Below are 22519 nucleotides of genomic sequence, written 5' to 3' on the forward strand. Positions count from 1 at the left end.
TTGAAGACGTATCGAGAAGGTTCAGCGGATCATGTAGACCTTCTTGATCGTCTCATGGACGGTGCAGACGCCTTTCCAGTCCTGGGGGAAGAAAGCGGCCGTGTCCGGCTCGATCTCGATCACCTCGCCGGATTCGTGGACATAGGTGCAGCGTCCCTCGAGAAAATGGCAGAACTCGTCGCGGGTGACATGGCAGTGCCACTTGCCGGGCGTGCAGACCCACAGGCCACATTCGGAGCGGCCTTCCGGTCCCTTGTAGAGCAGCTTGCCCGAGGTGTGGGATTGCCCCTCGATCATGGTGGGGATGACGCCCCAGTCGACGAGGTCAGTGATCGCGAGCGGGGACTGCATGATGGGCGTGGTCATATCGATATTCCTTTGAAATGGATTGGCGTGCCTACCGACACATGAAGGCCTTGGTCAGCGTTTCGGTGATGATGGATTTGCCGGTCCAGCCGGCGGGAAAGAACACCAGCGTGCCGGCCTCGACCGGGATTTCCTCGCCTTCGTCCTCGAAGTAGCTGCCACGCCCCGAGAGGAAGTGGCAGAACTCGTCGGCGGGGAAGGTGACCTTGCGCGTGCCCGGAGTGCATGACCACAGGCCGCACTCGCTCGAGCCGTCCGGGTTCTGGAACAGGATCTTGCCGGAGGCACGCGGCGAGCCTGATATCGTGTTGCTGCCCGCGCCCCAATCCTCCAGTTCAACCGTCGAGGCCTGCGGCCAGTGCGGTGTCGGCATGTCTTGCTCCTATGAAGTGTCAGGCCAGCATGTAGACGTTGCGCATGGCCTCATGCACCGTGCATTCGCCCGTCCAGCCGGCGGGGAACATGACCACGGTTCCTGTGGAGACTTCTATCACCTCGCCGACATCAGACCGGTAGGTCGCGCGGCCGGCAACGAAATGGCACAGTTCGTCACGCGGGATGCTCAAGCGCCAGCGGCCCGGCGTGCAGACCCAGATGCCGGATTCCGGCTGGTTGTTCGGCCCCTTGTGCACCAGCCTGCCAGTTGAATGCGAAGCGCCTTCCAAGGCATCCGCCTGGACGCCCCAGTCGACGAGATCGGTGCGGGTGGAGGCTTGGTGGAGGTGGGGTGCGGAAGTCAAAGCAGTGTCTCCAGAAGGTTGGCCGCCTTCTCAGGCCCATTTTGCGCGTGCATCTGTGCCGAGGTCCTGGCCAGTTTCACCTTCATCTTCGCGTCGTTCAGGCAGGTTTCGATCTTCGCGATCAGCTCGGCATCGGTCCAGTCATAGCGCGGCATGCCGAACCCGTGGCCGGTTTCCTCGACGCGGGTTGCGTTGTCGTGGCCGTCCCAGACATAGGGCATGATGATGGCCGGCTTGCCGAAATAGAGGCACTCGGTGAACGAGTTGTTGCCGCCATGGTGGATGACCGCATCGACCTGCGGGATGACCGAAGGCTGCGGGAACCAGGCGTCGACAATGACGTTGCCAGGCACGTCCGTGTACTGGTCCTTGTAGCCGCCGACATTCACCAGCGCGCGGTAGCGCGTCCTGCCCAGTGTCGCGATGATGCGCTTCAGCAGGTCGACATCGCCAGCGCCCAGGCTGCCGAAGGAGACATAGAGCAGCGGCCCGTCATTGTTTTTGGCGAAGGTCGGCACCGTGTAGGGCTTTTCCTGCCGCACGCAGCCTTCGAGATACTGGAATTTGGCCGGGTCGAGCGGGTGGCTGCGCTTGAATTTCGCCGCCTCGGGATAGAGCAGCAGGTTGAGGTGCGGCGACGCTTCGAAAAACTGGCCGATCGGGTAGGGCGCTTCGTTGTTGGCGGTGAGGAACGTATTGAAATCATCGTGGATCGGCTTGATCACCGCGTTGAAGTGGTCGCGATAGCGCTGGTGGCCGGCATGGTCGTTCTCGCCGCAGCCCGAGAGATGTGGCGGAATGCCTTCGTCCTCGATCTCGTTTTCCGAGCAGGAGATGACACGCACCCACGGCTTGCCGAACCGCTTGATCGCCGGGAACAGGATGACATTGTCGACGCAGATGACGTCAGGTCTGATCGCGGCCAGCACACGCGGCAAGTCCTTCTGCGCCCATTTTGCGCTGTCGACGATCGCGGTCCAGCAATCCTTCACGTAATTGTCGACCTGGTCGTAGGGCGACTTGCGGAAGTTCGGGATGTGGCCGTTGATGAAATCCTCCCAGAATTTTGCCATCTGCTCGGGCGGCATCGGCTCGGAAAGATTCACCGGATGGGCCTCGAAACCGTAGCCCTTGTAGACGTCGACAAAGCCGGGATCGGACAGGAACACCGCCTTGTGGCCGCGCGCCTCGACCGCCTGGGCGATGCCGACGGAATTGAGCGCCGGGCCATAGGCGGCCTCCGGAAAAAACGCGATCGTCTTCTGCGCCATCAAGCTTCTCCTTCAATCCGCGAAAATTCTGACGTCGGCCGCGTCCCAGCCGAGTTCGATCTGGTCGCCCGACGAGACCGGCCGGCGGTCGGCGGCATCGGCGGTGACACGCACCAGGAATGGTTTTGGCGACAGCGGCGTGCGGACATGCAGCTGCAGGTCCAGTCCCTGATAGGCCAGAGCCTTGACCTTGCCGGTGGTGCGGTTGACGGTATGAGCCTCCGGAAACAGCCGGATGCGCTCGGGCCGCACCGATGCCACAGCGGACGTGCCTGGTGTGAGCTTGGCGGGAACCTTGCCGGAGATACGCGTGCCATCGCTCGCCAGAACGCCATCGGCTACGGCTTTGCCCGGGACAAAATTCATCACACCGATGAAGTCAGCGACGAAGCGGTCGGCGGGATGCTCGTAGATCGCGTGCGGCGTGTCGCATTGCAGCAGTTTGCCGTCCTTCAGCACGGCCATGCGGTCGGCCATGACAAGCGATTCTTCCTGGTCATGGGTGACGATGACGAAGGTGATGCCGACCTCGTGCTGCAGGCGCTTCAGCTCCAGCTGCATGGCGCCGCGCAATTTCTTGTCGAGCGCGCCGAGCGGTTCGTCGAGCAACAGCAGCCGTGGCCGCTTGACCAGCGCGCGGGCGAGCGCGACGCGCTGCTTCTGGCCGCCTGACAATTGCTCGGGCTTGCGGTCGGCGAAGGCAACGAGTTCGGTAGTTGCCAGGATGGCGTCGACGCGCGCGCGGATTTCGCTAGCCGGCAAACGTTCCATCTCGAGGCCGTAGGAGACATTGGCCCGGACGCTCATATGCGGAAACAGCGCGTAGGACTGGAACATCAGGTTGACCGGCCGTTTGTTGGGCGGCGTCCTCGCGATGTCCTTGCCGTCGAGCAGGATGCGCCCGTCGCTTGGCGTCTCGAACCCGGCCAGCATCCGCAGCAGCGTGGTCTTGCCGCAGCCTGAAGGGCCAAGCAGGGCGAAGAACTCGTTCTCGCGGATATCGAGCGAGATGCCGTCGACGGCGGTGACCCGGCCGAAATTCTTCGACACGTTGTCGATGGCCAGCAATGTGCGCGGCTCGTTCATTGGCCGATGATCCCACGATTGAGCCGCTGCGACAGGGTCAGCGCGGTGATCGAGACCGCCATGACGATGGTGGCCAGCGCATTGATCTCCGGCGTGATGCCGAAGCGGATCATGGCGTAGATCTGCATCGGCAGCGTCGTCGAGGCACGGCCGGCGCCGGCGGTGAAGAAGGCGATGATGAACTCGTCGACCGACAGCGTGAAGGCAAGCAGCGCGCCGGCAATCACCGCCGGCAGGATGACCGGCAAGGTTACGCGCCGGAAGGTTGTGACTGCGGAGGCGCCGAGATCGGCGGAAGCCTCGACGATCGACCAGTCGAAACTCTTCAGCCTTGCGCGCACGACCGAGCAGACGAAGGCGAGGTTGAAGACGACATGGGCGAGGATGATGGTGTGCAGGCCCATGGTCAGGTTGAGCATGGAGAAAAACGACAGCAGGGCGATGGCCAGCACGATGTCGGGGATGATCATCGGCGCGAAGATCAGCGCTTCGAGCCCTTTGCCGTATTGCCGGCGCATCTCGACGCCGATCGCCAGCAAGGTGCCGAGCAAGGTGGCGATGGCTGTCGACACCAGCGCCACGATCAGCGTGTTAAGCGCGGCGGACAGGATCGCGGAATTGCCGGCCAGCGAGACGTACCATTTGAGCGAAAAGCCGGACCAGGCCGTGGGCAGCCCGCCTTCGTTGAAGGACAGCGCCACCAGCACGGCGATGGGGATGTAGAGGAAGGCGAAGACCAGGCTCAGCACCAGCCAGAGCGTGCGTCGCGTCGCGGGGGAGCGTTCAGCCATCGGCATTGCACCTGGCTTCGGCGGCATGGCCTGAAGCGCGGTTGGCGGCGATCGCCTGCGCCATCAGCACCAGGAGCATGATGGCGATCAGCGCCATGGCAAGGGCCGCCCCGAAAGGCCAGTCATTGGCGGTGAGGAACTGGTCGTAGACGAGATTGCCGATCATCTGGAAGCGGCCGCCACCGAGCAGCGCCGGCGTGACGAAATTGCCGATCGACAGAACGAAGACGAAGACCGCGCCGGCGGCGATGCCGGGCACGGTCAGGGGCAGGATGACACGCCGGAATGTTGTGGCGGCTGAAGCGCCGAGATCGCGCGAGGCTTCGGCAAGCTCCGGGTTGAGGCGCGACAGCGGCGCGTAGCAGGCGAGGATGACGAAGGGCAGGTAGTTGTAGACCAGGCCGGCAATGACAGCGCCTTCGGTGTAGAGCATCGACGGCGGTTCGCCGGTGTAGCCGAACCAGCGCAGCAGCTGGGTGATCAGGCCTTCGCGGTTGAGCAGCACGATCCAGGCATAGGTGCGGATCAGGTAGTTTGACCAGAACGGTAGTACGGCGAAGAACAGGAAGACCGGCTGCCAGCGGCGCGGTGCCGCCGCGATGGCGTAGGCCGCGGCATAGCCGATCACCACCGCGATCAGGGTGGCGGTGCCGGCGATGCGCGCCGAGTTGAGGAAGATGCCGGCGTAGAGCGGGTCCAGCACCAGCCCGAAATTCTCCAGCGTGAACGTATAGTCGATGCCGCCATAGATGCCGCGCCGGAAGAAGGCGAGCGCCAGCACCAGCGCGCATGGCACCACCATCAGCGCGGTCAGCCAGAGCAGCGCAGGCGCCATCAGCAAGGAGGAACGGGAGGGACGTATCATGCCGCGCCTTCTCTGGTGGCAGCGGGCAAGCTCTCCCTCACCCGGATTGCCAACCGAATTGCAAAGGGCAATTCGGGGCAATCCGACCTCTCCCCGAGGGGAGAGGAGGGCAGCGCCGGCGCCAACCTCTTCTCCCCAGCGGGGAGAAGGTGGCCGCGAAGCGGCCGGATGAGGGGGCGCGGCGTGGAAAATTGGCGAAGGGCTGCAAGCCAGCGAATCTCCCCCATTGAGGGGGAGATGGCCGGCCGGCCAGAGGGGGGCGTGAAGGAACGCAAGCTTGCTTCCAGAACAATGATTGCCGGAGGCCGCTTACTGCGCGGCCTTGATCTCGCTGACGATCTTCGAATAGTCGCGTTGGGCTTCGCCCACGTCACGCAGCTGTTCGAACTTCACGAGATCGGCCACCGGCATCGCCATGTTGGGGAATTTCGCCAGGAAATCCGCAGGCAGGCTTTCCATCGCCGGCTTGTTCGGCACCTTGTAGTCGATGTTCTGCGCCGCCCAGGCGTGGTTCTTGGCGTCGAGCATGAAGTTGATGAACTGGAAGGCAGCGTCCTTGTTGGCCGAGGCCTTCATCACCACCATCGTGTCGACCCACAGGTCGGAACCTTCCTTGGGGATGATGTATTTGATCTGCGGGTTGTCGGCGATGCCGTAGTTGCACCAGCCGTCCCAGGCCTGCACCATCAGGGCCTCGCCCGACACCAGCTTGGAGTAGAAGGTTGTGTCGTCATAGGCGAGCAATGTCTTCTTGGCCGAGATTAGAAGATCCTTCACCTCGGCGAGCTTGGCCGGGTCGGTTTCGTTGACCGAATAACCCTTGTCGAGCTGGCCAGCGGCGAGCAGCCAACGGTCGGTCGCCAGCATCGTGGTCTTGCCCTTGAGCGCGTCGGACGGCGCCAGAAGGTCGCTCCAGCTGGTCGGGGCAACCTTCATCAGATCCGAACGATAGCAGAGGCCGGTGGTGCCCCAGGTGTAAGGCACGGAGAAGATGTTGCCGACATCGTGCGGCAGCTTGGTGGCTTCAGGGTAGAGATTGGCGAGGTTGGGGATCTTGGCGTGATCCATCGGTTCGGTCAGGCCGAGCTTGTTCAGCACCTCGGCGAAGGGCGAGGAGACGAAGACCACGTCATAGCCTTTGCCGCCAGCGGCAATCAGCTTGCCCATGATCTCTTCATTGGTGGCATGCACCACCACTTCGCCGGAGACGCCGGTGGCGGTCTTGAAGGCGGCCATGGCGTCGGGCGCCATGTAGCCATCCCAGTTGGAAATGACGAGGTCGGCGGCCATTGCCGGCACTGAGAGCGCCAGGGCAAGGCCAAGCGCCATTGAAGATACCTTGAGCGCACGGCGCCGCGGGCTGGTAGCGGTCATGACAGACTCCCATTCCGGTTGATCGTCGAAATCATTTGCCGGACCAATGCCGCGACCGTGTCGCAGCGTCGATCCTGTTCCCTCGGTCTTTTTCTCGCCGATTACACAGACAGTACTATTGCAGAAAAAAGTACGTCAATCCATAATTTGTCAAGCGACCGAGGAATCTGGCCGATTGCGTCCGCACTGGCGATCGGTCAAACCATGGTCGCCCGCCCGTTCACGAGAAACTGTCATGCAAGCCGCAGCCCGACGACCTCGCACCAACCACCTCGATCTGGCGCAGCGCATCCTGGATGTCGCGCGCCAGCGCGGCTTCGAGCCTGGCGCGCGCCTGCCGGAGCAGCAGATCGCGTCGCTATGCAATGTCTCGCGTACGCCAGTGCGCGCGGCGCTCAGCCTGCTCGCGGAGCAAGGCGTCGTGCGCTGGGAGGCGGATTCCGGCTACCATCTGGCGATTGACCTCACCGCGCAGCCGGCCATATCAGCCGAACTGCCCGCCGCCGAGGAGGATGAGCTGGCGGAAGCGATCCTGCGCGACCGGTCGGCACGGCGATTGGACCAGACGGTCACCGCAGCGGGGCTGATGCGGCGGTACAACGCTGATCGCAAGACGGTATTAAAAGCGTTGAACAAACTGACCGAAGAGAATCTTCTCGATCGTGCGCCCGGCCAATCCTGGCTGTTTCGGCGCGCGCCGGACGATCCCGAGGCGCAGGGCGAAAGCTATGAGTTCCGGCTGCTGCTGGAGCCGGCGGCCATCCTGACGCCTGGCTTCCGCCTGGACGGCGCCAGGGCGGCTGCCTTGCGTCAGGGCATGGAGGCGCTGTCGGCGCTGCCGGACGGTGCTTTCGACACACGCGAGTTCCAGCGGCTGGATATCGATTTTCACGGCATGATCGCCGACGGCTGTGCCAATCATTTCCTCGCCGATGCGCTGTCGGATCATCTAAGGTTGCGCCGGCTGCCGGGCATTTATGCCGGGGTCAATGTATTCAGGTTGAAGCAATCCCTGCGCGAACACCTGAACATGCTCGACCATTTGGAAAGCCGGCAGTATGAGGTGGCTGCCGATCTGCTTCGCATTCATCTGCGCCTGTCCCGCAGCCAGCGACCGCAGGCGGCCAGCCGCGGGGCTCCCGCACTGTTCGGCATGATCAGCCGGCCCGATCGAAGAGGAAATAATTGACGCGTAAAGCCAGCCCGACCATCGCGCTGTTTCCCGAAGCTAGTTTCGGGGCCGCGCTGAATTGCGTTGGCATCGCGCAGGCCTTGCGGGCCCGGGGCGCCCGGCCTGTCTTCATCTGTCACGCCGGCTTCTCCGGCGTCTTCGCCGACTATGGCTTTCAGGAATACCAGCTGCCGACCGACGAGCCGCTGAGCGACAGCGAGCGCCAAAGCTACTGGCAGGCCTTCGTGCGCCGGCACCTGCCGCATTTCAGGCTGAGCCCGGTCGACCAGCTCGAAACCTACGTCGCGCCGACCTGGGAAGCGATCGTCGACACGGCGGTCAATGCCGAAGCGCCGCTGCGCCAGTTGCTGGCGCGGCTCAAGCCCGACGCGGTGGTGCTCGACAATGTCATCATGTTCCCGGCGATATCAGCCGCCGGCTGTCCGTGGGTGCGTGTCGTCTCCTGCGCCGAGACCGAACTGCCGGATGCCGCCGTGCCACCCTATCTTTCCGGCCTTGGCGCTGACGACCCGCGCCGCGCCGCCTTCGAAGCACGTTACCTGACGGCGGCCGCGCCGGCGCATGACCGCTTCAACCGCTTCCGGGGCGACGCAGGCCTTGCACCCTTGCCAAAGGGCCTGTTCCTCGAGGCCTCGCCCGACCTCAATCTGCTTTTGACGCCGTCGATCGTGCGCCGCGAGCGCGCCGAGCCGCTCGACCCGGCGCGTTTCGTCTATCTCGAAGGCTGCGTGCGTTCGGAAGGGCCTTTCGAGGTGCCGGTGTTTCCGCGCAACAACGGGCCGCTGGTCTATATGAGCTTTGGCAGTCTCGGCGCCATGGATGTCGGCCTGATCGAGCGCATGCTGGCTGTCTTCGACAGGCTACCGGCGCGTTTCATCGTCAATGCAGGCGGGTTGCGCGATGCCTATCGCGCTGTGCCCGACAATGTCTATCTCGACGCCTGGTTTCCGCAGCCTTCGGTGGTGGCGAAGTCCGATCTGTTCATCCATCACGGCGGCAACAACAGCTTTTGCGAGGCGCTACGTTTCGGCGTGCCGTCGCTGATCATGCCCTATTGCTGGGATGGGCATGACAATGCGCAACGTGCGGGAGAGACCGGCGTCGGCGACCATATCGGCCGCGACGGTTGGACCGAAGGGGGATTGGAGAGAGCCATTCTCGGCCTGCTGGCCGATGACTCGATGCGCGCGCGTCTCAGGGAAAATGCCGCCGAAATGGCGCTGAAGCCCGGAACGGATGTGGCCGCGCAAGCCATTCTCTCTTTGATACGGACTTGAACGAAATGCCTGACAAACACACGACGAACACCCTCGATATCAACGACCCGAAGACCTGGCTGGCACAGCACGGGATCAACGAGGTCGAGTGCCTAGTGCCCGACATGAACGGCGTCCTGCGCGGCAAGGCCTTGCCGGCGGTCAAATTCCTCAAGGCGCTGGAGGACCGTGCGCTGTTCCTGCCGAGCAGCGCTTTCCTGGTCAGCATCGATGGCCGCTATTCCGGCTCGATCGACGAAGGCTTTGCCTATTCGGATCCGGATATGCGGATGGTGCCTGACGTTTCGACGCTTTGCCTGGCGCCTGCCGCACCCGGCAAGGCCTATGTCTTTGCCGACGCGTTCCATATGGACGGACGGCCATGGATGGCCTCGCCGCGCCATGTGCTGAGCGCCGTGCTTGATCTCTATCGCCAGCGCGGCTGGCGCGCGGTGGTGGCGCCGGAACTCGAATTCTATCTGACCGCGCCCAATCCCGATCCGGACAAGCCGTTGACCGCGCCGGTCGGCGCCAATGGCCGGGCCGAGGGCGTGCAGCACCCCTATGACATGGCGGCACTCGAGGAATTCGAGCCGGTGATCCGCCGCATCTACGACTATTCCGCCGCTGCCGGGCTGCCGCTCGACACGCTGATCCATGAATCGGGCACAGCGCAGCTGGAGATCAATTTCCTGCACGGCGACGCGTTGCCGCTCGCCGACAAGGTGCTGCTGTTCAAGCGGCTGACGCGCCAGGCGGCGCAGCAGTGCGGCATGCACGCCACCTTCATGGCCAAGCCGATCGCGGCACAGGCCGGCAGTTCGATGCATCTGCACATGTCGGTCATCGACGACGCCGGCAATACGCTGTTTGCCAGTGCCGATGATGCCGACACCGAGATGTTTGGCCATTTTATCGGCGGCCTGCAGAAGTATGTTCCGGAGATCATGCCGCTGTTCGCGCCGAACGTGAACTCGTTCCGCCGCATCCGCCCGAACCACAGCGCGCCGGCCAACATCGAATGGTCGCATGACAATCGTTCCTGCGGCCTGCGCGTGCCGGCTGGTGGCCGCGCCGCGCGGCGCCTGGAGAACCGCCTGCCGGGTGCCGATTGCAATCCCTATCTGGCGATCGCCGGCTCCCTGCTTGCCGGCTATCTCGGCGTTGAGCAGAAGCTGTCACGGTCGGCCGAGGCGTCGGGCAATGCCTACAAGATAAGGAGCACGCTGCCGAAAACCCTGGAGGAGGCGCTTGACCGTTTCGAAGCTTGCGGCCCTGTGCGGGCGTTGCTCGGCGAGGATTTCTTCCAGACCTACCTGCGGGTCAAGAGCGTCGAACTCGACCTGTTCCAGAGCGTGGTGACGAGCTGGGAACGCGACCACCTTTTGCTGAAGGTGTGATCATGGCGCCCAGTTCAACAGGTTTCAATTCGGGCCTCGATATCGGCAAATCCTACTATGTCGCGACCGCCAATCCGGCGCCGGACCATCCGGCACTCGTCGGCGATGTCGACGCGGACCTCGTGGTCGTCGGCGGCGGCTGCACCGGCCTGTCCGCCGCCCTTCATGCCGCAGAGCGCGGCCTGAAGGTGGTGCTGCTGGAAGGCGGCAAGATCGGCTGGGGCGCATCAGGCCGCAATGGCGGCCAAATGATCCCCGGCCTGCGCAAGGGCGCCAAGGGGCTGGTCAAGCTCTACGGGCGCGAACGGGCAAAGGTGCTGTTCGATCTCGCTTTCGAGGCGCGCGGGCTGGTGCTCGATATCATCGAGCGCCATGCCATCGATTGCGATGTGCGGCAGGCCGGCCATCTGGTCGGCGCGGTCAACAGCTCCGACCTCAGGGACCTGGAGGAAGAAGCCGAGTGCCTTGTTACCGCAATGAAGTTTCCGCACGTGGAAATTCTCTCGGCGCAGCAAGCGCGAAGCAAGGTCGACACGCCCTATCATGGCGCGATGTATGAGCCGCTCGGCGGCCACATGCATCCACTGAACTACACGCTCGGCCTTGCCCGCGCAGCGGTCGCGGCTGGCGTCATCATCCACGAGAACTCGGTAGCCGTGAAACTGGAGCGGCAGCCTTCCATCCGGGTCTCGACGTCAAAGGGATCGGTGCGGGCGAAGCATGTCGTGCTGGCGGGCGATGCGCTGCTCCACGGGCTGGAGCCGCGCGTCAACAGCCGCATCATGCCGGTTGGCAACTACATCGTCGCCACCGAGCCGCTGGAGGGCAAACGCAATGTCATTCCAGCCAATGTCGCGGTGTCGGACACGCGTTTCGTCGTGAACTATTACCGCATGTCGGCGGATGGACGCCTGCTGTTCGGTGGCGGCGAGCGCTACACGCCGTCGCCGCCGGCCGACATCGCCGGCTTCGTGCGGCCGCACATGGAAGCGACGTTTCCGCAGCTCAAGGGATGCCGCATCGATCATGCCTGGGGCGGACTGGTGTCGGTAACGACATCCAGGCTGCCGCATGTCGGGCACTATGGCGAGGTCTATTTCGCACATGGCTATTCCGGCAAGGGCGTCATCCTGTCGACGCTGTCGGGCAAGCTGCTGGCCGAGGCGATCACCGGCGACGCCTCGCGGCTCGACCTGTTCTCGACGCTCACACCCATGCCGTTCCCGGGCGGGACCGCCCTGCGCGGTCCGCTCTATGTGCTGGGGATGCTGTGGTACGCGATGCGGGACAGGATCAAGCACTGAGGGGTGCGTCGGGTTCGTCGCCGCCATTGCTATTGGCGCTAGCGCTGCCCCTCACCTGCCTGCCGGCATCCTCTCCCCGTGTAGTGACGGGGAGAGGGGCGCAGTCTCGGATGATTTCGCCAATCGCCAACGCTGCAGAACAAGCGCCTAACGTCGCGGCCAGCTACTTTCTCCCCGTCACTATACGGGGAGAAATGCCCGGCAGGGCAATGAGGGGCAAGCGTCGGCGTTCATGATTGGCCCTTTCAGCACCATCGAAATGCCGATCCGCAGAAGCCCCTTAGACAACGAAAAAATCCTCGATGCGCTGCCTGGCCCCAAGCAGCGCCGGCAGGATTTCCCGCTCCATCTCGACAACCGAAAACCGTGCCGACTGGGTCGAAACATTGATGGCGGCGACCGTGCTACCTGAGCGGTCGCGGATTGGCACCGCGATCGAGCGCAGGCCGAGTTCCAGCTCTTCGTCGACGATGGCGAAACCGTCGGTTCTGGCCTTGCCAATGGCGCCGGCCAGCAATCGCCTATCGGTGATCGTCCTGGCGGTTCTCTTTTCAATCGTTGCGCGGCTTAGAAATGCCTCCAAGTCCTCCGGGCCAAGGCCGGCCAGCAGCATCCGCCCCATTGATGTGCAATAGGCCGGCAGCCTGGTTCCGACATCTAGGGATACGCTGAGAATGCGGCGGCCGGGAATGCGGGCGACATAGACGACATCCTCGCCCGACAGGATCGCCGCCGAACAGGCTTCGTTCAACTCACCCGCCACCGCCCGCATGATGGGCGCGGCGAACGTCCAGAGCGATGCGCCACCGAGCCAGGTGCGGGCGACGGTCAGCAGGCGCGGCGACAGTGAGAACACGCGGGCTGACTGGGTCGCATAGCCGGTGGCAACGAGCGTCAGCAGAAAGCGGCGGGCGCCGGCACGGGTCAGGCCGGCTTCGTCGGCCATCTCGGTCAGCGTCAGGCCGGCTGGATGCCGTGCGAGGATTTCCATCACACCCAGCCCGCGCTCCAGCGATCCGACATGGTCACGCGAAACGGTCTCTTCGTCCATGCCGACTCCGGAAATGACGATGCCGCCGGATTGACTCCGCAGCAAAGCTTGCGATAAAAGTATCGCATAGAAAACATATGTTCGCAATACGAACATTTTGATATACGGAGCCGCTGTGATGGTCAAGTTCCTGCCGCTCAAACAGGCCGTGGCCGAGAACCTGAATGATGGTGACACGGTCGCCTTCGAGGGCTTCACCCATCTGATCCCGACGGCGGCAGCGCATGAGGCGATCCGCCAGGGGTTTCGCGACCTGACCCTGATCCGCATGACGCCGGACCTGATCTACGACCAGATGATCGGCATGGGCATGGCGAAGAAGATCATCTTCTCCTATGTCGGCAATCCCGGCGTCGGCCTGCTGCGGCGGGCGCGCGACGCCATCGAGAACGGCTTTCCCAGAGCGATCGAGATCGAGGAACACAGCCATGCCGGCATGGCCAACGCCTATGAAGCGGGCGCGGCCGGCCTGCCATGCGCGGTGTTTCGCGGCTATCGCGGCGCCGGGCTGGCGGATGTCAATCCGAACATCAGATCGGTCACCTGTCCCTTCACGGGCGAGGCGCTGGCGGCGGTGCCTTCGATACGGCCCGATGTCACCTTCATTCACGCGCAGAAGGCCGACCGGAAAGGCAATGTGCTGGTCGAAGGCATCATCGGCATCCAGAAGGAGGCTGTGCTGGCGGCCAAGCGCGCTGTTGTGACCGTGGAGGAAGTGGTCGACAATTTCGACGATCTGCACCCCAACCTGACCGTGCTGCCGCGCTGGACCATCTCAGCAATCTCGGTCGTGCCTGGCGGGTCTCATCCCTCCTACGCGCATGGCTATTATGTCAGGGACAACGCAGCCTATCTCGAATGGGACGAGATTGCCGCCGACCGCGAGAAATTCCAGGCCTGGATGCAGGCGAACGTCATCAACAGAACCGCCGACGACTTTGCTAGTCGCGTCGAACATCTGAGGAAAGCGGCATGAGCGTCCAGCCAGGCTTTACCGCCAACGAGATGATGACGATCGCCGCCAGCCGCGCGCTGAAGAACGATGATGTCTGCTTCGTCGGCATCGGCGCGCCATCGGCCGCCTGCAACGTGGCGCGGCTGACGCATGCGCCAGACATCACCTTGATCTACGAGAGCGGCACGATCGGCACCGCGCCCGACGTGCTGCCGCTGTCGATCGGCGATGGCGAATTGTGCGAAACGGCGGTCACCACAGTCGCCGTGCCGGAGATGTTCCGCTACTGGCTGCAAGGCGGCCGCATTTCCATCGGCTTCCTCGGTGCCGCGCAGCTCGACAAGTTCGGCAACATCAACACCACCGTCATCGGCGACTATTTTCATCCCAAGACGCGGCTTCCCGGCGGCGGCGGTGCGCCGGAGATCGCGACGTCATCGAAGGAGATTTACATCACCATGGCGCAGACCAAGCGCGGCATGGTGGAAAAGATCGACTTCTTCACCTCCTTCGGCCATGGCGAAGGCGGCGATCATCGCCAGCGCCTCGGCATCGATACCGCTGGCCCGACGCTGCTCATCACCGATCTTGCCATCTGGAAGCCAGACCCGGCCAGCAAGGAATTCACTGTCGTGTCGCTGCATCCAGGCGTCACGCGCCAGCAGGTGCGGGAAACCTGTGGCTGGGTGGTTAAGTTCGCGGAGGCGCTTGACGAAACGCCGGCACCAAGCGAACTCGAACTGAAGACATTGCGCGACCTGCAGGCCCGCACCAAGGCGGCGCATGAAGGGACCGGAAAAGGGAAAGCTGCTTAGCATGGCCGAGGCCTATATCTGCGACTACATCCGCACACCCATCGGCCGCTTCGGCGGTTCTCTTTCGTCGGTGCGCACCGATGACCTCGGCGCCATACCGCTGAAGGCTTTGCTTGAGCGCAATCCCGGCATCGACTGGCAAGCGGTTGACGACGTCGTCTATGGCTGTGCCAACCAGGCCGGCGAGGACAATCGCAACGTGGCGCGCATGGCGCTGCTGCTGGCAGGTCTGCCGAAGGAGGTTCCCGGCTCGACCGTCAACCGCCTGTGCGGCTCGGGCATGGATGCGCTGACCATCGCAGCGCGTGCCATCAAGGCCGGCGAGGCGGAGCTGATGATTGCCGGCGGCGTCGAGTCCATGAGCCGCGCGCCCTTCGTCATGCCCAAGGCCGATACCGCGTTTTCGCGCAATGCCGAGATTCATGACACCACGATCGGCTGGCGCTTCGTCAATCCGTTGATGAAGAAGCAGTATGGCGTCGATTCCATGCCCGAGACCGGCGAGAACGTGGCGGAAGATTTCGCGGTATCGCGCGCGGACCAGGATGCCTTTGCCGTGCGCAGCCAGGACAAGGCCGTCGCCGCGCAAGCCAATGGCCGGCTGGCCAAGGAAATCACTGATGTGACCATCCCGCAGCGCAAGGGCGATGCGATTGTTGTCTCGAAGGACGAGCATCCCCGCGCCGGCACCACTGTCAAGTCACTGGCCAAGCTGCCAACTCCGTTCCGGCAAGGCGGCACAGTGACGGCCGGCAATGCGTCCGGCGTCAACGACGGCGCGGCGGCACTGATCGTTGCATCAGAAGCGGCGATTAGGAAATACGGCCTGACGCCAATCGCCCGCATCCTCGGCGGCGCTGCCGCCGGCGTGGCGCCACGCATCATGGGCATCGGCCCGGCGCCGGCGACGCAAAAGCTGTGCGCGCGGCTCGGCCTGACGCCAAGGCAATTCGATGTCATCGAACTCAACGAAGCCTTTGCCTCCCAAGGCATCGCCGTGCTCCGCCAACTCGGCATCGCCGAGGACGCGGAGCACGTCAACCCGAATGGCGGCGCCATCGCGCTTGGTCATCCGCTTGGCATGTCGGGCGCCCGCATCTCAGGAACGGCGGCGTTGGAACTGCGCGAACGCGGTGCCCGCTATGCGCTGGCCACGATGTGCATTGGCGTTGGCCAAGGCATCGCGATTGCGCTCGAACGGGTCTGACCCCGGGCTTTTGAGGATCGGCCGAAGCGGCTGCGCGGCATTCCTTGCCGCCGCCAAATTTGACCATGTGGACAAAAGTCCGGCGTCGTTCCATAGTTCCCCGTCTTGATATTTTTGAGCGAACGGCCGGCTCGACACGGCTGTCGAACAGAGGGGAATACAATGGAAAACCGGAAGAATTCAGTCCAGATAAAACGCGAAGGCCTGTCGCGCCGCAACGTGCTGGAGCTTGGCGCACTTGGTCTGGCCGCGGCCATGATGCCGGGTGCTGCCTTCGCCAAGGACAAGAAGCTGAAGGTGGCGGCGATCTTCGCCACGCCAATCGAGGAGCCATGGGACAACCAGATCCATGTCGCCCTGCAAAAGGCCGAGAAGGAACTCGGCATTGAGTACAAATGGTCGGAAAAGGTACAGACCGCCGACTTCAGCCGCGTGATGCGCGAATACGCGCAAGGCGGCTACGAACTGGTGCTGGGCGATGCCTTCGCCGCCGAGCGTGAATCGCGCCGCACGGCCAAGCAGTTCCCGAAGACGGCCTTCCTGTTCGGCTCGGGTGCCGGGCCGGCGGAGCCCAATTTCGGCGTCTTCGACAACTGGATTCATGAGCCGGCTTATCTCTCGGGCATGATTGCCGGCAAGATGTCCAAGTCGGGCACGATCGGCGCCGTGGCGGCGATGGGCATTCCGGAAGTGAACCGGCTGGTCAACGCCTTCTTCGCTGGCGCCAAGGAGGTCAATCCCAACATCAAGAAGAAGGTCGCCTTCATCGGCTCGTTCTTCGATCCGCCCAAGGCCAAGGAAGCCGCCGTCGCGCAGATCGATGCCGGCGCAGACGTGATCTATGCCGAGCGCTTCGGTGTCATCGAGGCCGCGGTGGAAAAGAAGGTCTGGGCCATTTCCAACATGTCCGACCAGTCTAGCCTCGGCCCCGATACGGTCATCACCGGTCCGGTCTGGGATATGTATCCAACGGTCGAACAGGCGATCAAGCTGGTGAAGGCCGGTGTCTTCACGGCGCAGGACTATGGCGATTTCTCGCGCATGGCCAAGGGCGGCTCGCACCTCGCGCCCTACCACAAGTTCGACAAGACGCTGCCGGCTGAGGTCAAGGATCTGGTCGAGAAGAAGAAGGCCGAAATCCTCGAAGGCAACTTCCGCGTGGATGTCGACGAGAACACGCCGGTTTCGGATTGACGCCATTGTTTGAGGGGCAGGCGCGTGGCGCCCCCCTCTGTCCTGCCGGACATCTCCCCCACTTGGGGGGAGATTGGCAGATTTGCCGGCAGTTCTTCTCCTAAAGTTGGAGGACTGGCGAAAGCCGAAATGACATCCGATTTCCCCCTTTGAAGGGGAGTTCGCCGGCAGGCCAGAGGGGGGTGCAGCGCATTCCCATCAAGCTGAATCGCAAAGCCAATTCCGATCAGGAGTACCCTTGTCCGCCCCTCTCATCGAAATGCGCGGCATCACCAAGAGTTTCGGCGCCGTGAAGGCGAACGAAGCCGTCGACCTCAGTGTGGCGCCTGGCGAGATTCTTGGCCTGCTTGGCGAGAACGGCGCCGGCAAGACGACGCTGATGAATGTGCTGTTCGGGGCCTATGCGCCCGACGCTGGCGAAATCCTCATTCAGGGCCAGCCAGTGCGGATCACCAGTTCAGCAGACGCGCTCGCCGCCGGCATCGGCATGGTGCACCAGCACTTTCATCTCGCACCACGGCTGTCGGTGCTGGAAAACCTGCTGATCGGCATTCCCGGCAAGACCGGGCGCATCGACCGCGCCGGCGGACTGGCACGGCTGGCGGAGATCGGCCGGCAGCATGGGCTGACACTTGATCCCAATCTTCCGGTCTCCGCGCTTTCGGTCGGCGAACAGCAGCGGCTGGAAATCGTCAAGGCGCTGTTTCGCGGCGCCAGGCTGCTGATCCTTGATGAGCCGACGGCCGTGCTGGCGCCGAGCGAGGTCGACGGCCTGTTTTCGGCGCTGCGTTCGATGGCGGCGCAGGGGCTCGGCGTCATTTTCATTTCGCACAAGCTCAACGAGGTCCGGGCGCTGACGCACCGCTGCACCGTGCTGCGGCATGGGCGGGTGGCCGGCCGTGTCGATGACCCAGCCAACACGACATCGGCTGAAATGGCACGGCTGATGTGCGGCCATGAAATCGTGCCGCCGGCGCGGGGCGTATCGACGCCTGGCGCCGCAGTGCTGACCCTCGATGGCATCTCGACATCACGCCATTCCGGCATGGCGTTGCGGGATATTTCCCTGTCCGTCCGCGCCGGGGAAATCCTCGGCATCGCCGGGGTCTCGGGCAATGGCCAGCGGGCATTGGCCGAGGTGATTTCCGGCGTGCTGACGCCGGATGCCGGGCAGATGACGATCGCCGGCAGCAAGGTCACGCGCTTTTCGCCGCGCGAAGTCCAGGCGCTCGGCCTCGGCCGCATCCCGGAAGACCGCATGACCACCGGGCTGGTCACCAACCTGCCGCTCGCCGATTCCATGGTTCTGCCGCGCATCGGCACATCAGCCTTCAGCAGCAAGGGCTTGCTCAAGCCGGATGCGATCCGCGCCTTCGCCGAGGCGCAGATCAAGGCCTATGACATTCGCTGCCCCGGTCCGATGACCCGCGCCGGCGCGCTGTCCGGCGGCAATCTGCAGAAGGCACTTCTGGCGCGCGAGCTCGCCTTCGATCCAAAGGTGCTTGTTGTCTCGCAGCCGACGCGCGGTCTCGACATCGGCGCGGCCCGCTTTATTCACGAAAAGTTCCTCGACATGCGCGCCAAGGGCTGCGGCATCATCGTTGTTGGCGAAGACCTCGAGGAATTGCTGGTGCTCTGCGACCGCATCGCGGTGATGTATGAGGGCCGCATCGTCGGCACGCTCGACAGCGCTGACGCCACGGTTGCAAGGCTCGGCCTGCTGATGACCGGGGCGGAGGGGCATAGCTGATGTTTCGCCTGGAAGTCCGCAGCTCGACGCCTGCCTGGTTCAACCTAGCGCTGCCGCTGCTGGCGATCGGCGCCACGCTTGTCCTCTGCAGCGGCCTCATCGCGCTGGCCGGCGCCGGCGTCATGGAGGCCTATGGCGTGATGTTTTCGGCCTCGCTTGGCGACAGCTACGCCATTACCGAGACGCTGGTGCGCGCCGCACCGATGATTTTCACCGGGCTGGCGGTCGCCGTCGCCTTCCGCGCCAAATTCTGGAACATCGGCGCCGAGGGCCAATTGCTCGCCGGCGCGGTGGCCAGCTGCGCCGTTGGCGCCATCCCGATGCCTGGACCGCTGGCCATTCTTTTGATGGCGATTGCTGGCGCCGCGGCCGGCGCCGCCGTCGCGCTCATCCCGGCGACGCTGCGGGTCAAATTCAAGGTCGATGACGTGGTCAGCTCGCTGCTGCTCAACTCGGTCATCTATTACGCGCTGATGGCGCTGATCGAAGGGCCGTGGAAGGATAGCTTCAGCGGCTACCCGATCTCGCCGCCAATCGAGGATTCGGCGAATTTCCCGGTGCTGATCGAAGGCACGCGGCTGCATCTCGGTGTCGTGGCGGCGCTGGTCGCTGCACCGATCATCTGGTTCCTGATCGTGCGCACGACGCTCGGCTTCCGCATCCGGGTCACCGGCGAGAATCCCGAAGCCGCCCGTTATGGCGGCATCAATGTGCAGCGCGTGCTGCTGTCGACGGCCTTGCTGTCAGGCGCATTGGCCGGGCTTGCCGGCGTCGGTGAGGTCGGCGGCGTGCATTTCCAGGTGATGAGCGACATCTCGCCGGGCTATGGCTATTCCGGCATTGTCGTTGCCATGCTGGCGCGGCTCAATCCGCTCGGCGTCGTGCCGGCGGCAATCTTCCTGGCCGCCGTCATGACCGGCGCCGAAGCGATGTCGCGCGCGACCGGCGTGCCGGCCTTCCTCAGCGATGTCATCCAGGGCACGGCTTTGCTCGCCATGCTGGTGGCGCTGCTGTTCACCGCCTACCGCATCCGCCGTGTTGGAGTTGCACGATGAGCGCGGTGTTCGAACAGATATTCCAGGTCGGCTTCCTTGCCGCCATCATCCGCATCGCCACGCCGCTGGCCTTCGCCACGCTTGGCGAAATGTTCTCCGAACGCGCCGGCGTGCTCAATCTCGGTATCGAAGGCATCATGCTGCTGTCGGCGATGACCGGCTTTACCGCGACAAGCCTCAGCGGCAGCCTTTGGATTGGTGTGCTGGTGGCGGTGCTGACCGGCATGCTGATGGGCGCACTGCATGCCCTGTTCACCGTGGCGCTTGGCCTCAGCCAGCATGTCTGCGGCATTGGGGTGACGCTGTTCAGTTCGGGGCTGGCCTATTTCCTCTACCGGTTGATCTTTGGCCAGCAATCGGTGCCGCCGAGCATCAAGGGGTTTGAGACATTTTCGATCCCTGGTCTCTCCAGCATTCCGGTGCTCGGGCCGGCGGTGTTCAACCAGTTCGCGCTGGTCTACATGGCGATCCTGGCCATCCCGCTGGCGGCCTTTGTGCTCTACCGCACGCCATGGGGCCTGTCGGTGCGCATGGTTGGTGAAAACCCGCGCGCGGCCGATTCAGCCGGTGTCAGCGTCATCGCCACGCGTTTCCAAGCCGTCATCCTTGGTGGCGCGCTGATGGGACTGGCCGGCGCCTTCTTGTCGATGGCGCAGTTCAATGCCTTCACCTTCGGCGTCGTGTCCGGGCGCGGCTGGGTGGCGATCGCGCTGGTCGTATTCGGCCGCTGGGACCCCTGGCGCTCGGCGGGCGCGGCGCTGCTGTTCGCCTTTGTCGATGCGCTGCAATTGCGCATGCAGGCGAGCGGGCTCGGGCACATCCCCTATGAAGCGTTCCTGATGCTGCCCTTCATCTTCACCATCGTCGCCATGGCGGTGATGTCGCGCAACGCGGTGGCGCCGTCAGCGCTGCTGAAACCGTTCCGGCGGGAAGAGCGGTAGGCGAGTTGACTTGGCGTCCTTTCCTCTCCCCCGATCGACGGGGTAGAGGAAGGGCGCCAAGCTGTGCCCTGGGGTGCCTCACATCGCGGCAAAACCATTGTCCACGAACAGGTGCGTTCCGTTGACGAAGCTCGACTCGTCGCTGGCGCAACGGCATGGGAGCATCTGGCGCCCGCTGAAGCCCTGGCCGAGCCCGCGCCGAAGCCCACCGGCCATGATGTGGAGCAGGCGTTCGAAACCTTCGCGCCGTCGCGGCTGACACGGCGCGAGCAAGGCATCGTCAGCCTTATCCTGCGCGGCCACTCCAGCATGTCGATCGGCAGGATCCTGGAGATCGCGGAGGGCACGGTGAAAATCCACCGCAAGCATATCTACGCCAAGCTCGACATTTCCAGCCAGACCGAGCTGTTCAACCCCTTCATCAAGCATTTGCTGGTCGACCGCGGGCCCTCCTGACCGGACCGAACCATGGCAAGCCCATGATCCCGCTGGTTTTTCGCAGGGGTAGCGCGAATACGGCTGATGGAAATGGGTATGTAATTCCAGCGGAGCCGCCTCAGGGAGAAAATATTTCCAGAAAATACCGAAAAATAGCAATCGACAAAGTCTACTAATTTTATAGATTAATGGCTGAGACGGAGGTCGATATGTCCTATATCCAGAACGCTCAGAGCGACAGCAACGGCCAGAGACTGGCCAATGCGCAGACCTTTCGCCCGGCCTATGCCGGTGCTTTCGCCTATCTCGTCTTTGCCCTCGCGTTTGTGTTCACCGGGGCAGTTGTTCTGGGTCTTATCCCCTGAGCCTTCAGATCGACCGGGGCTAGCCGCCCTTTCAGGCAATCGGAGTTGAATGAGCCGGATCCTGGTGCGCTTTCGCGCGGCTGGTGGTCCGAACACCGCATCAATGATTCCAGAGATGGAGGAGATGGCAATGCCGATCGAGTTCACCCACGTTCCGGGCAAAACGCATCCCGCCGATGCCACCGTGCCTTTCTTCTATGACTTCGCCGAGACGGCGACCAAGCTTGGGCTGATCGAGGACGGTGGGTTCCAGAAGATCGTCGTTGACGATTCAGCCGGCCTGCTCACCAACATGGATCTCGCCACCCAGGTGCTGGACCGCACCGCGTCACTGGAGGTCGTTCTCGCCCATTGGGCTGGGGTCATCGAGCCGACGGTCGCCGCGCGGCAACTTGCGGCCATCGACGCAAAAAGCGGCGGCCGGCTGGCGCTCAGAATGCTCAGCGAGCCGCTGAGCGACGATGACGCCGAAACACGCCCGGTCGGGCATACCGTCATCTGGCAGCGCATCGACGAGTATCTGGTGCTGTTGAAACGGCTGTGGTCGAACGAGCGGCCCTTTGACCACGAAGGGGCGTTCTACAGCATCAAGGGTGGCTATATCGAGCGCAAGGGGCCGCATGGCGCCAACCTGACCATTCGCCTCGGCGGACAGTCGGGAACGGCGCTCAAGGTCGCCGGGCGGCATGCCGATGTCTTCGAACTGGCGCCAGGCTCGATCGATGAAGTCCGGCAGCTGATGGATCGCGTGCGTGGGGCCGCGGCGGAATATGGCCGGGCCGGCAAGCTGCGCTTCGCGCTTCCGGTGCGCATCCATCCGGGCCCCTCGTCGGCCAGCCACAAAGCTGTCGATCTCGCCGGACCGCCGGCGCAGGTCGCGCTGTCGCTGCTGGCCTATGCCGGGCTCGGGATCCACGAGTTCATGGTGGTCGGCATCGACACACCGCGCGAGATCGCAACGGTGGGCAGCGAGACGATCGCCTTGCTGCGCAACTCGCTGGCACGGCGCGAGGCTGAAGAGGCCCGGTCTGGTGCGTTCGTCTCCCGTGTTGTTAGCCAGGAGACGCGGGCAGCCAGTTGAAGAGGCATTGGTCGCCTTCCGG

At 63.6% G+C, this 22519-nt stretch carries 23 protein-coding genes; 14 read left to right on the top strand and 9 right to left on the bottom strand.

What is annotated here, in order from left to right:
• Nucleotides 1–21: 21 nt before the first annotated feature.
• The 8 genes from GA829_RS06060 to GA829_RS06095 form a co-directional block, all read right to left on the bottom strand.
• Nucleotides 22–366, bottom strand: coding sequence for a cupin domain-containing protein (locus GA829_RS06060; protein WP_115139971.1), 345 nt, complete (start codon nt 364–366; stop codon nt 22–24).
• A 31-nt stretch (nt 367–397) separates the two neighbouring features.
• Nucleotides 398–739, bottom strand: coding sequence for a cupin domain-containing protein (locus tag GA829_RS06065; protein WP_195177645.1), 342 nt, complete (start codon nt 737–739; stop codon nt 398–400).
• A gap of 19 nt (nt 740–758) precedes the next feature.
• The gene (locus GA829_RS06070; protein WP_195177646.1) at nt 759–1106 is read right to left on the bottom strand and encodes a cupin domain-containing protein; all 348 of its coding nucleotides are present in this window, start codon (nt 1104–1106) and stop codon (nt 759–761) included.
• Nucleotides 1103–2377: a glycosyltransferase gene (locus GA829_RS06075; protein WP_195177647.1), complete on the bottom strand. Its 1275-nt coding sequence runs from the start codon at nt 2375–2377 to the stop codon at nt 1103–1105. The genes GA829_RS06070 and GA829_RS06075 overlap by 4 nt, the downstream gene beginning before the upstream one ends.
• 12 nt (nt 2378–2389) lie before the next feature.
• Nucleotides 2390–3463 (bottom strand): ABC transporter ATP-binding protein, encoded by a 1074-nt coding sequence (locus tag GA829_RS06080; RefSeq protein WP_195177648.1) that lies wholly within the window; start codon nt 3461–3463, stop codon nt 2390–2392.
• Nucleotides 3460–4254: an ABC transporter permease gene (locus GA829_RS06085; protein WP_195177649.1), complete on the bottom strand. Its 795-nt coding sequence runs from the start codon at nt 4252–4254 to the stop codon at nt 3460–3462. Before GA829_RS06085 ends, GA829_RS06080 begins: the two co-directional genes overlap by 4 nt.
• The gene (locus GA829_RS06090; RefSeq protein ID WP_195179536.1) at nt 4247–5089 is read right to left on the bottom strand and encodes an ABC transporter permease; all 843 of its coding nucleotides are present in this window, start codon (nt 5087–5089) and stop codon (nt 4247–4249) included. The genes GA829_RS06085 and GA829_RS06090 overlap by 8 nt, the downstream gene beginning before the upstream one ends.
• 339 nt (nt 5090–5428) lie before the next feature.
• Nucleotides 5429–6493, bottom strand: coding sequence for a polyamine ABC transporter substrate-binding protein (locus GA829_RS06095; RefSeq protein WP_195177650.1), 1065 nt, complete (start codon nt 6491–6493; stop codon nt 5429–5431).
• A 46-nt stretch (nt 6494–6539) separates the two neighbouring features.
• On the opposite strand from GA829_RS06095, the gene GA829_RS06100 reads away from it, so the two are divergent.
• Genes GA829_RS06100 through GA829_RS06115 form a run of 4 tightly spaced genes read left to right on the top strand, consistent with a single transcriptional unit; the run spans nt 6540 to nt 11645 of the window.
• Complete coding sequence (locus tag GA829_RS06100; RefSeq protein ID WP_258052171.1) at nt 6540–7682, top strand: GntR family transcriptional regulator; 1143 nt, start codon at nt 6540–6542, stop codon at nt 7680–7682.
• Nucleotides 7679–8962, top strand: coding sequence for a glycosyltransferase (locus GA829_RS06105; protein ID WP_195177651.1), 1284 nt, complete (start codon nt 7679–7681; stop codon nt 8960–8962). The genes GA829_RS06100 and GA829_RS06105 overlap by 4 nt, the downstream gene beginning before the upstream one ends.
• Before the next feature lie 5 nt (nt 8963–8967).
• Nucleotides 8968–10341 (top strand): glutamine synthetase family protein, encoded by a 1374-nt coding sequence (locus tag GA829_RS06110; RefSeq protein WP_195177652.1) that lies wholly within the window; start codon nt 8968–8970, stop codon nt 10339–10341.
• Between the two features lie 2 nt (nt 10342–10343).
• Complete coding sequence (locus GA829_RS06115) at nt 10344–11645, top strand: NAD(P)/FAD-dependent oxidoreductase (RefSeq protein ID WP_195177653.1); 1302 nt, start codon at nt 10344–10346, stop codon at nt 11643–11645.
• 280 nt (nt 11646–11925) lie between these two features.
• On the opposite strand, the gene GA829_RS06120 is transcribed toward GA829_RS06115, so the two are convergent.
• Nucleotides 11926–12696 (bottom strand): IclR family transcriptional regulator domain-containing protein, encoded by a 771-nt coding sequence (locus GA829_RS06120; protein WP_195177654.1) that lies wholly within the window; start codon nt 12694–12696, stop codon nt 11926–11928.
• A 118-nt stretch (nt 12697–12814) separates the two neighbouring features.
• Between GA829_RS06120 and GA829_RS06125 the strand changes: the two genes are divergently transcribed.
• The 10 genes from GA829_RS06125 to GA829_RS06170 all read left to right on the top strand — a co-directional run bounded on the left by GA829_RS06125 (nt 12815) and on the right by GA829_RS06170 (nt 22497).
• A complete protein-coding gene (locus GA829_RS06125; protein ID WP_195177655.1) occupies nt 12815–13672 on the top strand; it encodes a CoA transferase subunit A in 858 nt (285 codons plus the stop codon).
• Nucleotides 13669–14466 (top strand): CoA-transferase subunit beta, encoded by a 798-nt coding sequence (locus GA829_RS06130; RefSeq protein ID WP_195177656.1) that lies wholly within the window; start codon nt 13669–13671, stop codon nt 14464–14466. The genes GA829_RS06125 and GA829_RS06130 overlap by 4 nt, the downstream gene beginning before the upstream one ends.
• 1 nt (nt 14467) lies before the next feature.
• A complete protein-coding gene (pcaF, locus tag GA829_RS06135) occupies nt 14468–15673 on the top strand; it encodes a 3-oxoadipyl-CoA thiolase (RefSeq protein WP_195177657.1) in 1206 nt (401 codons plus the stop codon).
• A gap of 162 nt (nt 15674–15835) precedes the next feature.
• The gene (locus GA829_RS06140; RefSeq protein WP_195177658.1) at nt 15836–16867 is read left to right on the top strand and encodes a BMP family protein; all 1032 of its coding nucleotides are present in this window, start codon (nt 15836–15838) and stop codon (nt 16865–16867) included.
• 238 nt (nt 16868–17105) lie between these two features.
• Nucleotides 17106–18617, top strand: coding sequence for an ABC transporter ATP-binding protein (locus GA829_RS06145; RefSeq protein WP_195177659.1), 1512 nt, complete (start codon nt 17106–17108; stop codon nt 18615–18617).
• Nucleotides 18617–19672, top strand: coding sequence for an ABC transporter permease (locus GA829_RS06150; RefSeq protein ID WP_195177660.1), 1056 nt, complete (start codon nt 18617–18619; stop codon nt 19670–19672). The genes GA829_RS06145 and GA829_RS06150 overlap by 1 nt, the downstream gene beginning before the upstream one ends.
• The gene (locus tag GA829_RS06155) at nt 19669–20613 is read left to right on the top strand and encodes an ABC transporter permease (RefSeq protein WP_195177661.1); all 945 of its coding nucleotides are present in this window, start codon (nt 19669–19671) and stop codon (nt 20611–20613) included. The genes GA829_RS06150 and GA829_RS06155 overlap by 4 nt, the downstream gene beginning before the upstream one ends.
• Before the next feature lie 63 nt (nt 20614–20676).
• Nucleotides 20677–21069: a helix-turn-helix transcriptional regulator gene (locus GA829_RS06160; protein ID WP_210337734.1), complete on the top strand. Its 393-nt coding sequence runs from the start codon at nt 20677–20679 to the stop codon at nt 21067–21069.
• A 191-nt stretch (nt 21070–21260) separates the two neighbouring features.
• The gene (locus GA829_RS06165; RefSeq protein WP_195177662.1) at nt 21261–21416 is read left to right on the top strand and encodes a hypothetical protein; all 156 of its coding nucleotides are present in this window, start codon (nt 21261–21263) and stop codon (nt 21414–21416) included.
• Nucleotides 21417–21546: 130 nt separating this feature from the next.
• On the top strand, nt 21547–22497 hold the full coding sequence (locus tag GA829_RS06170; RefSeq protein WP_195179539.1) for an LLM class flavin-dependent oxidoreductase: 951 nt from the start codon (nt 21547–21549) through the stop codon (nt 22495–22497).
• Nucleotides 22498–22519 lie beyond the last annotated feature (22 nt).

The sequence above is a fragment of the Mesorhizobium sp. INR15 genome (genome assembly GCF_015500075.1).
Taxonomy (GTDB): Bacteria; Pseudomonadota; Alphaproteobacteria; order Rhizobiales; family Rhizobiaceae; genus Mesorhizobium.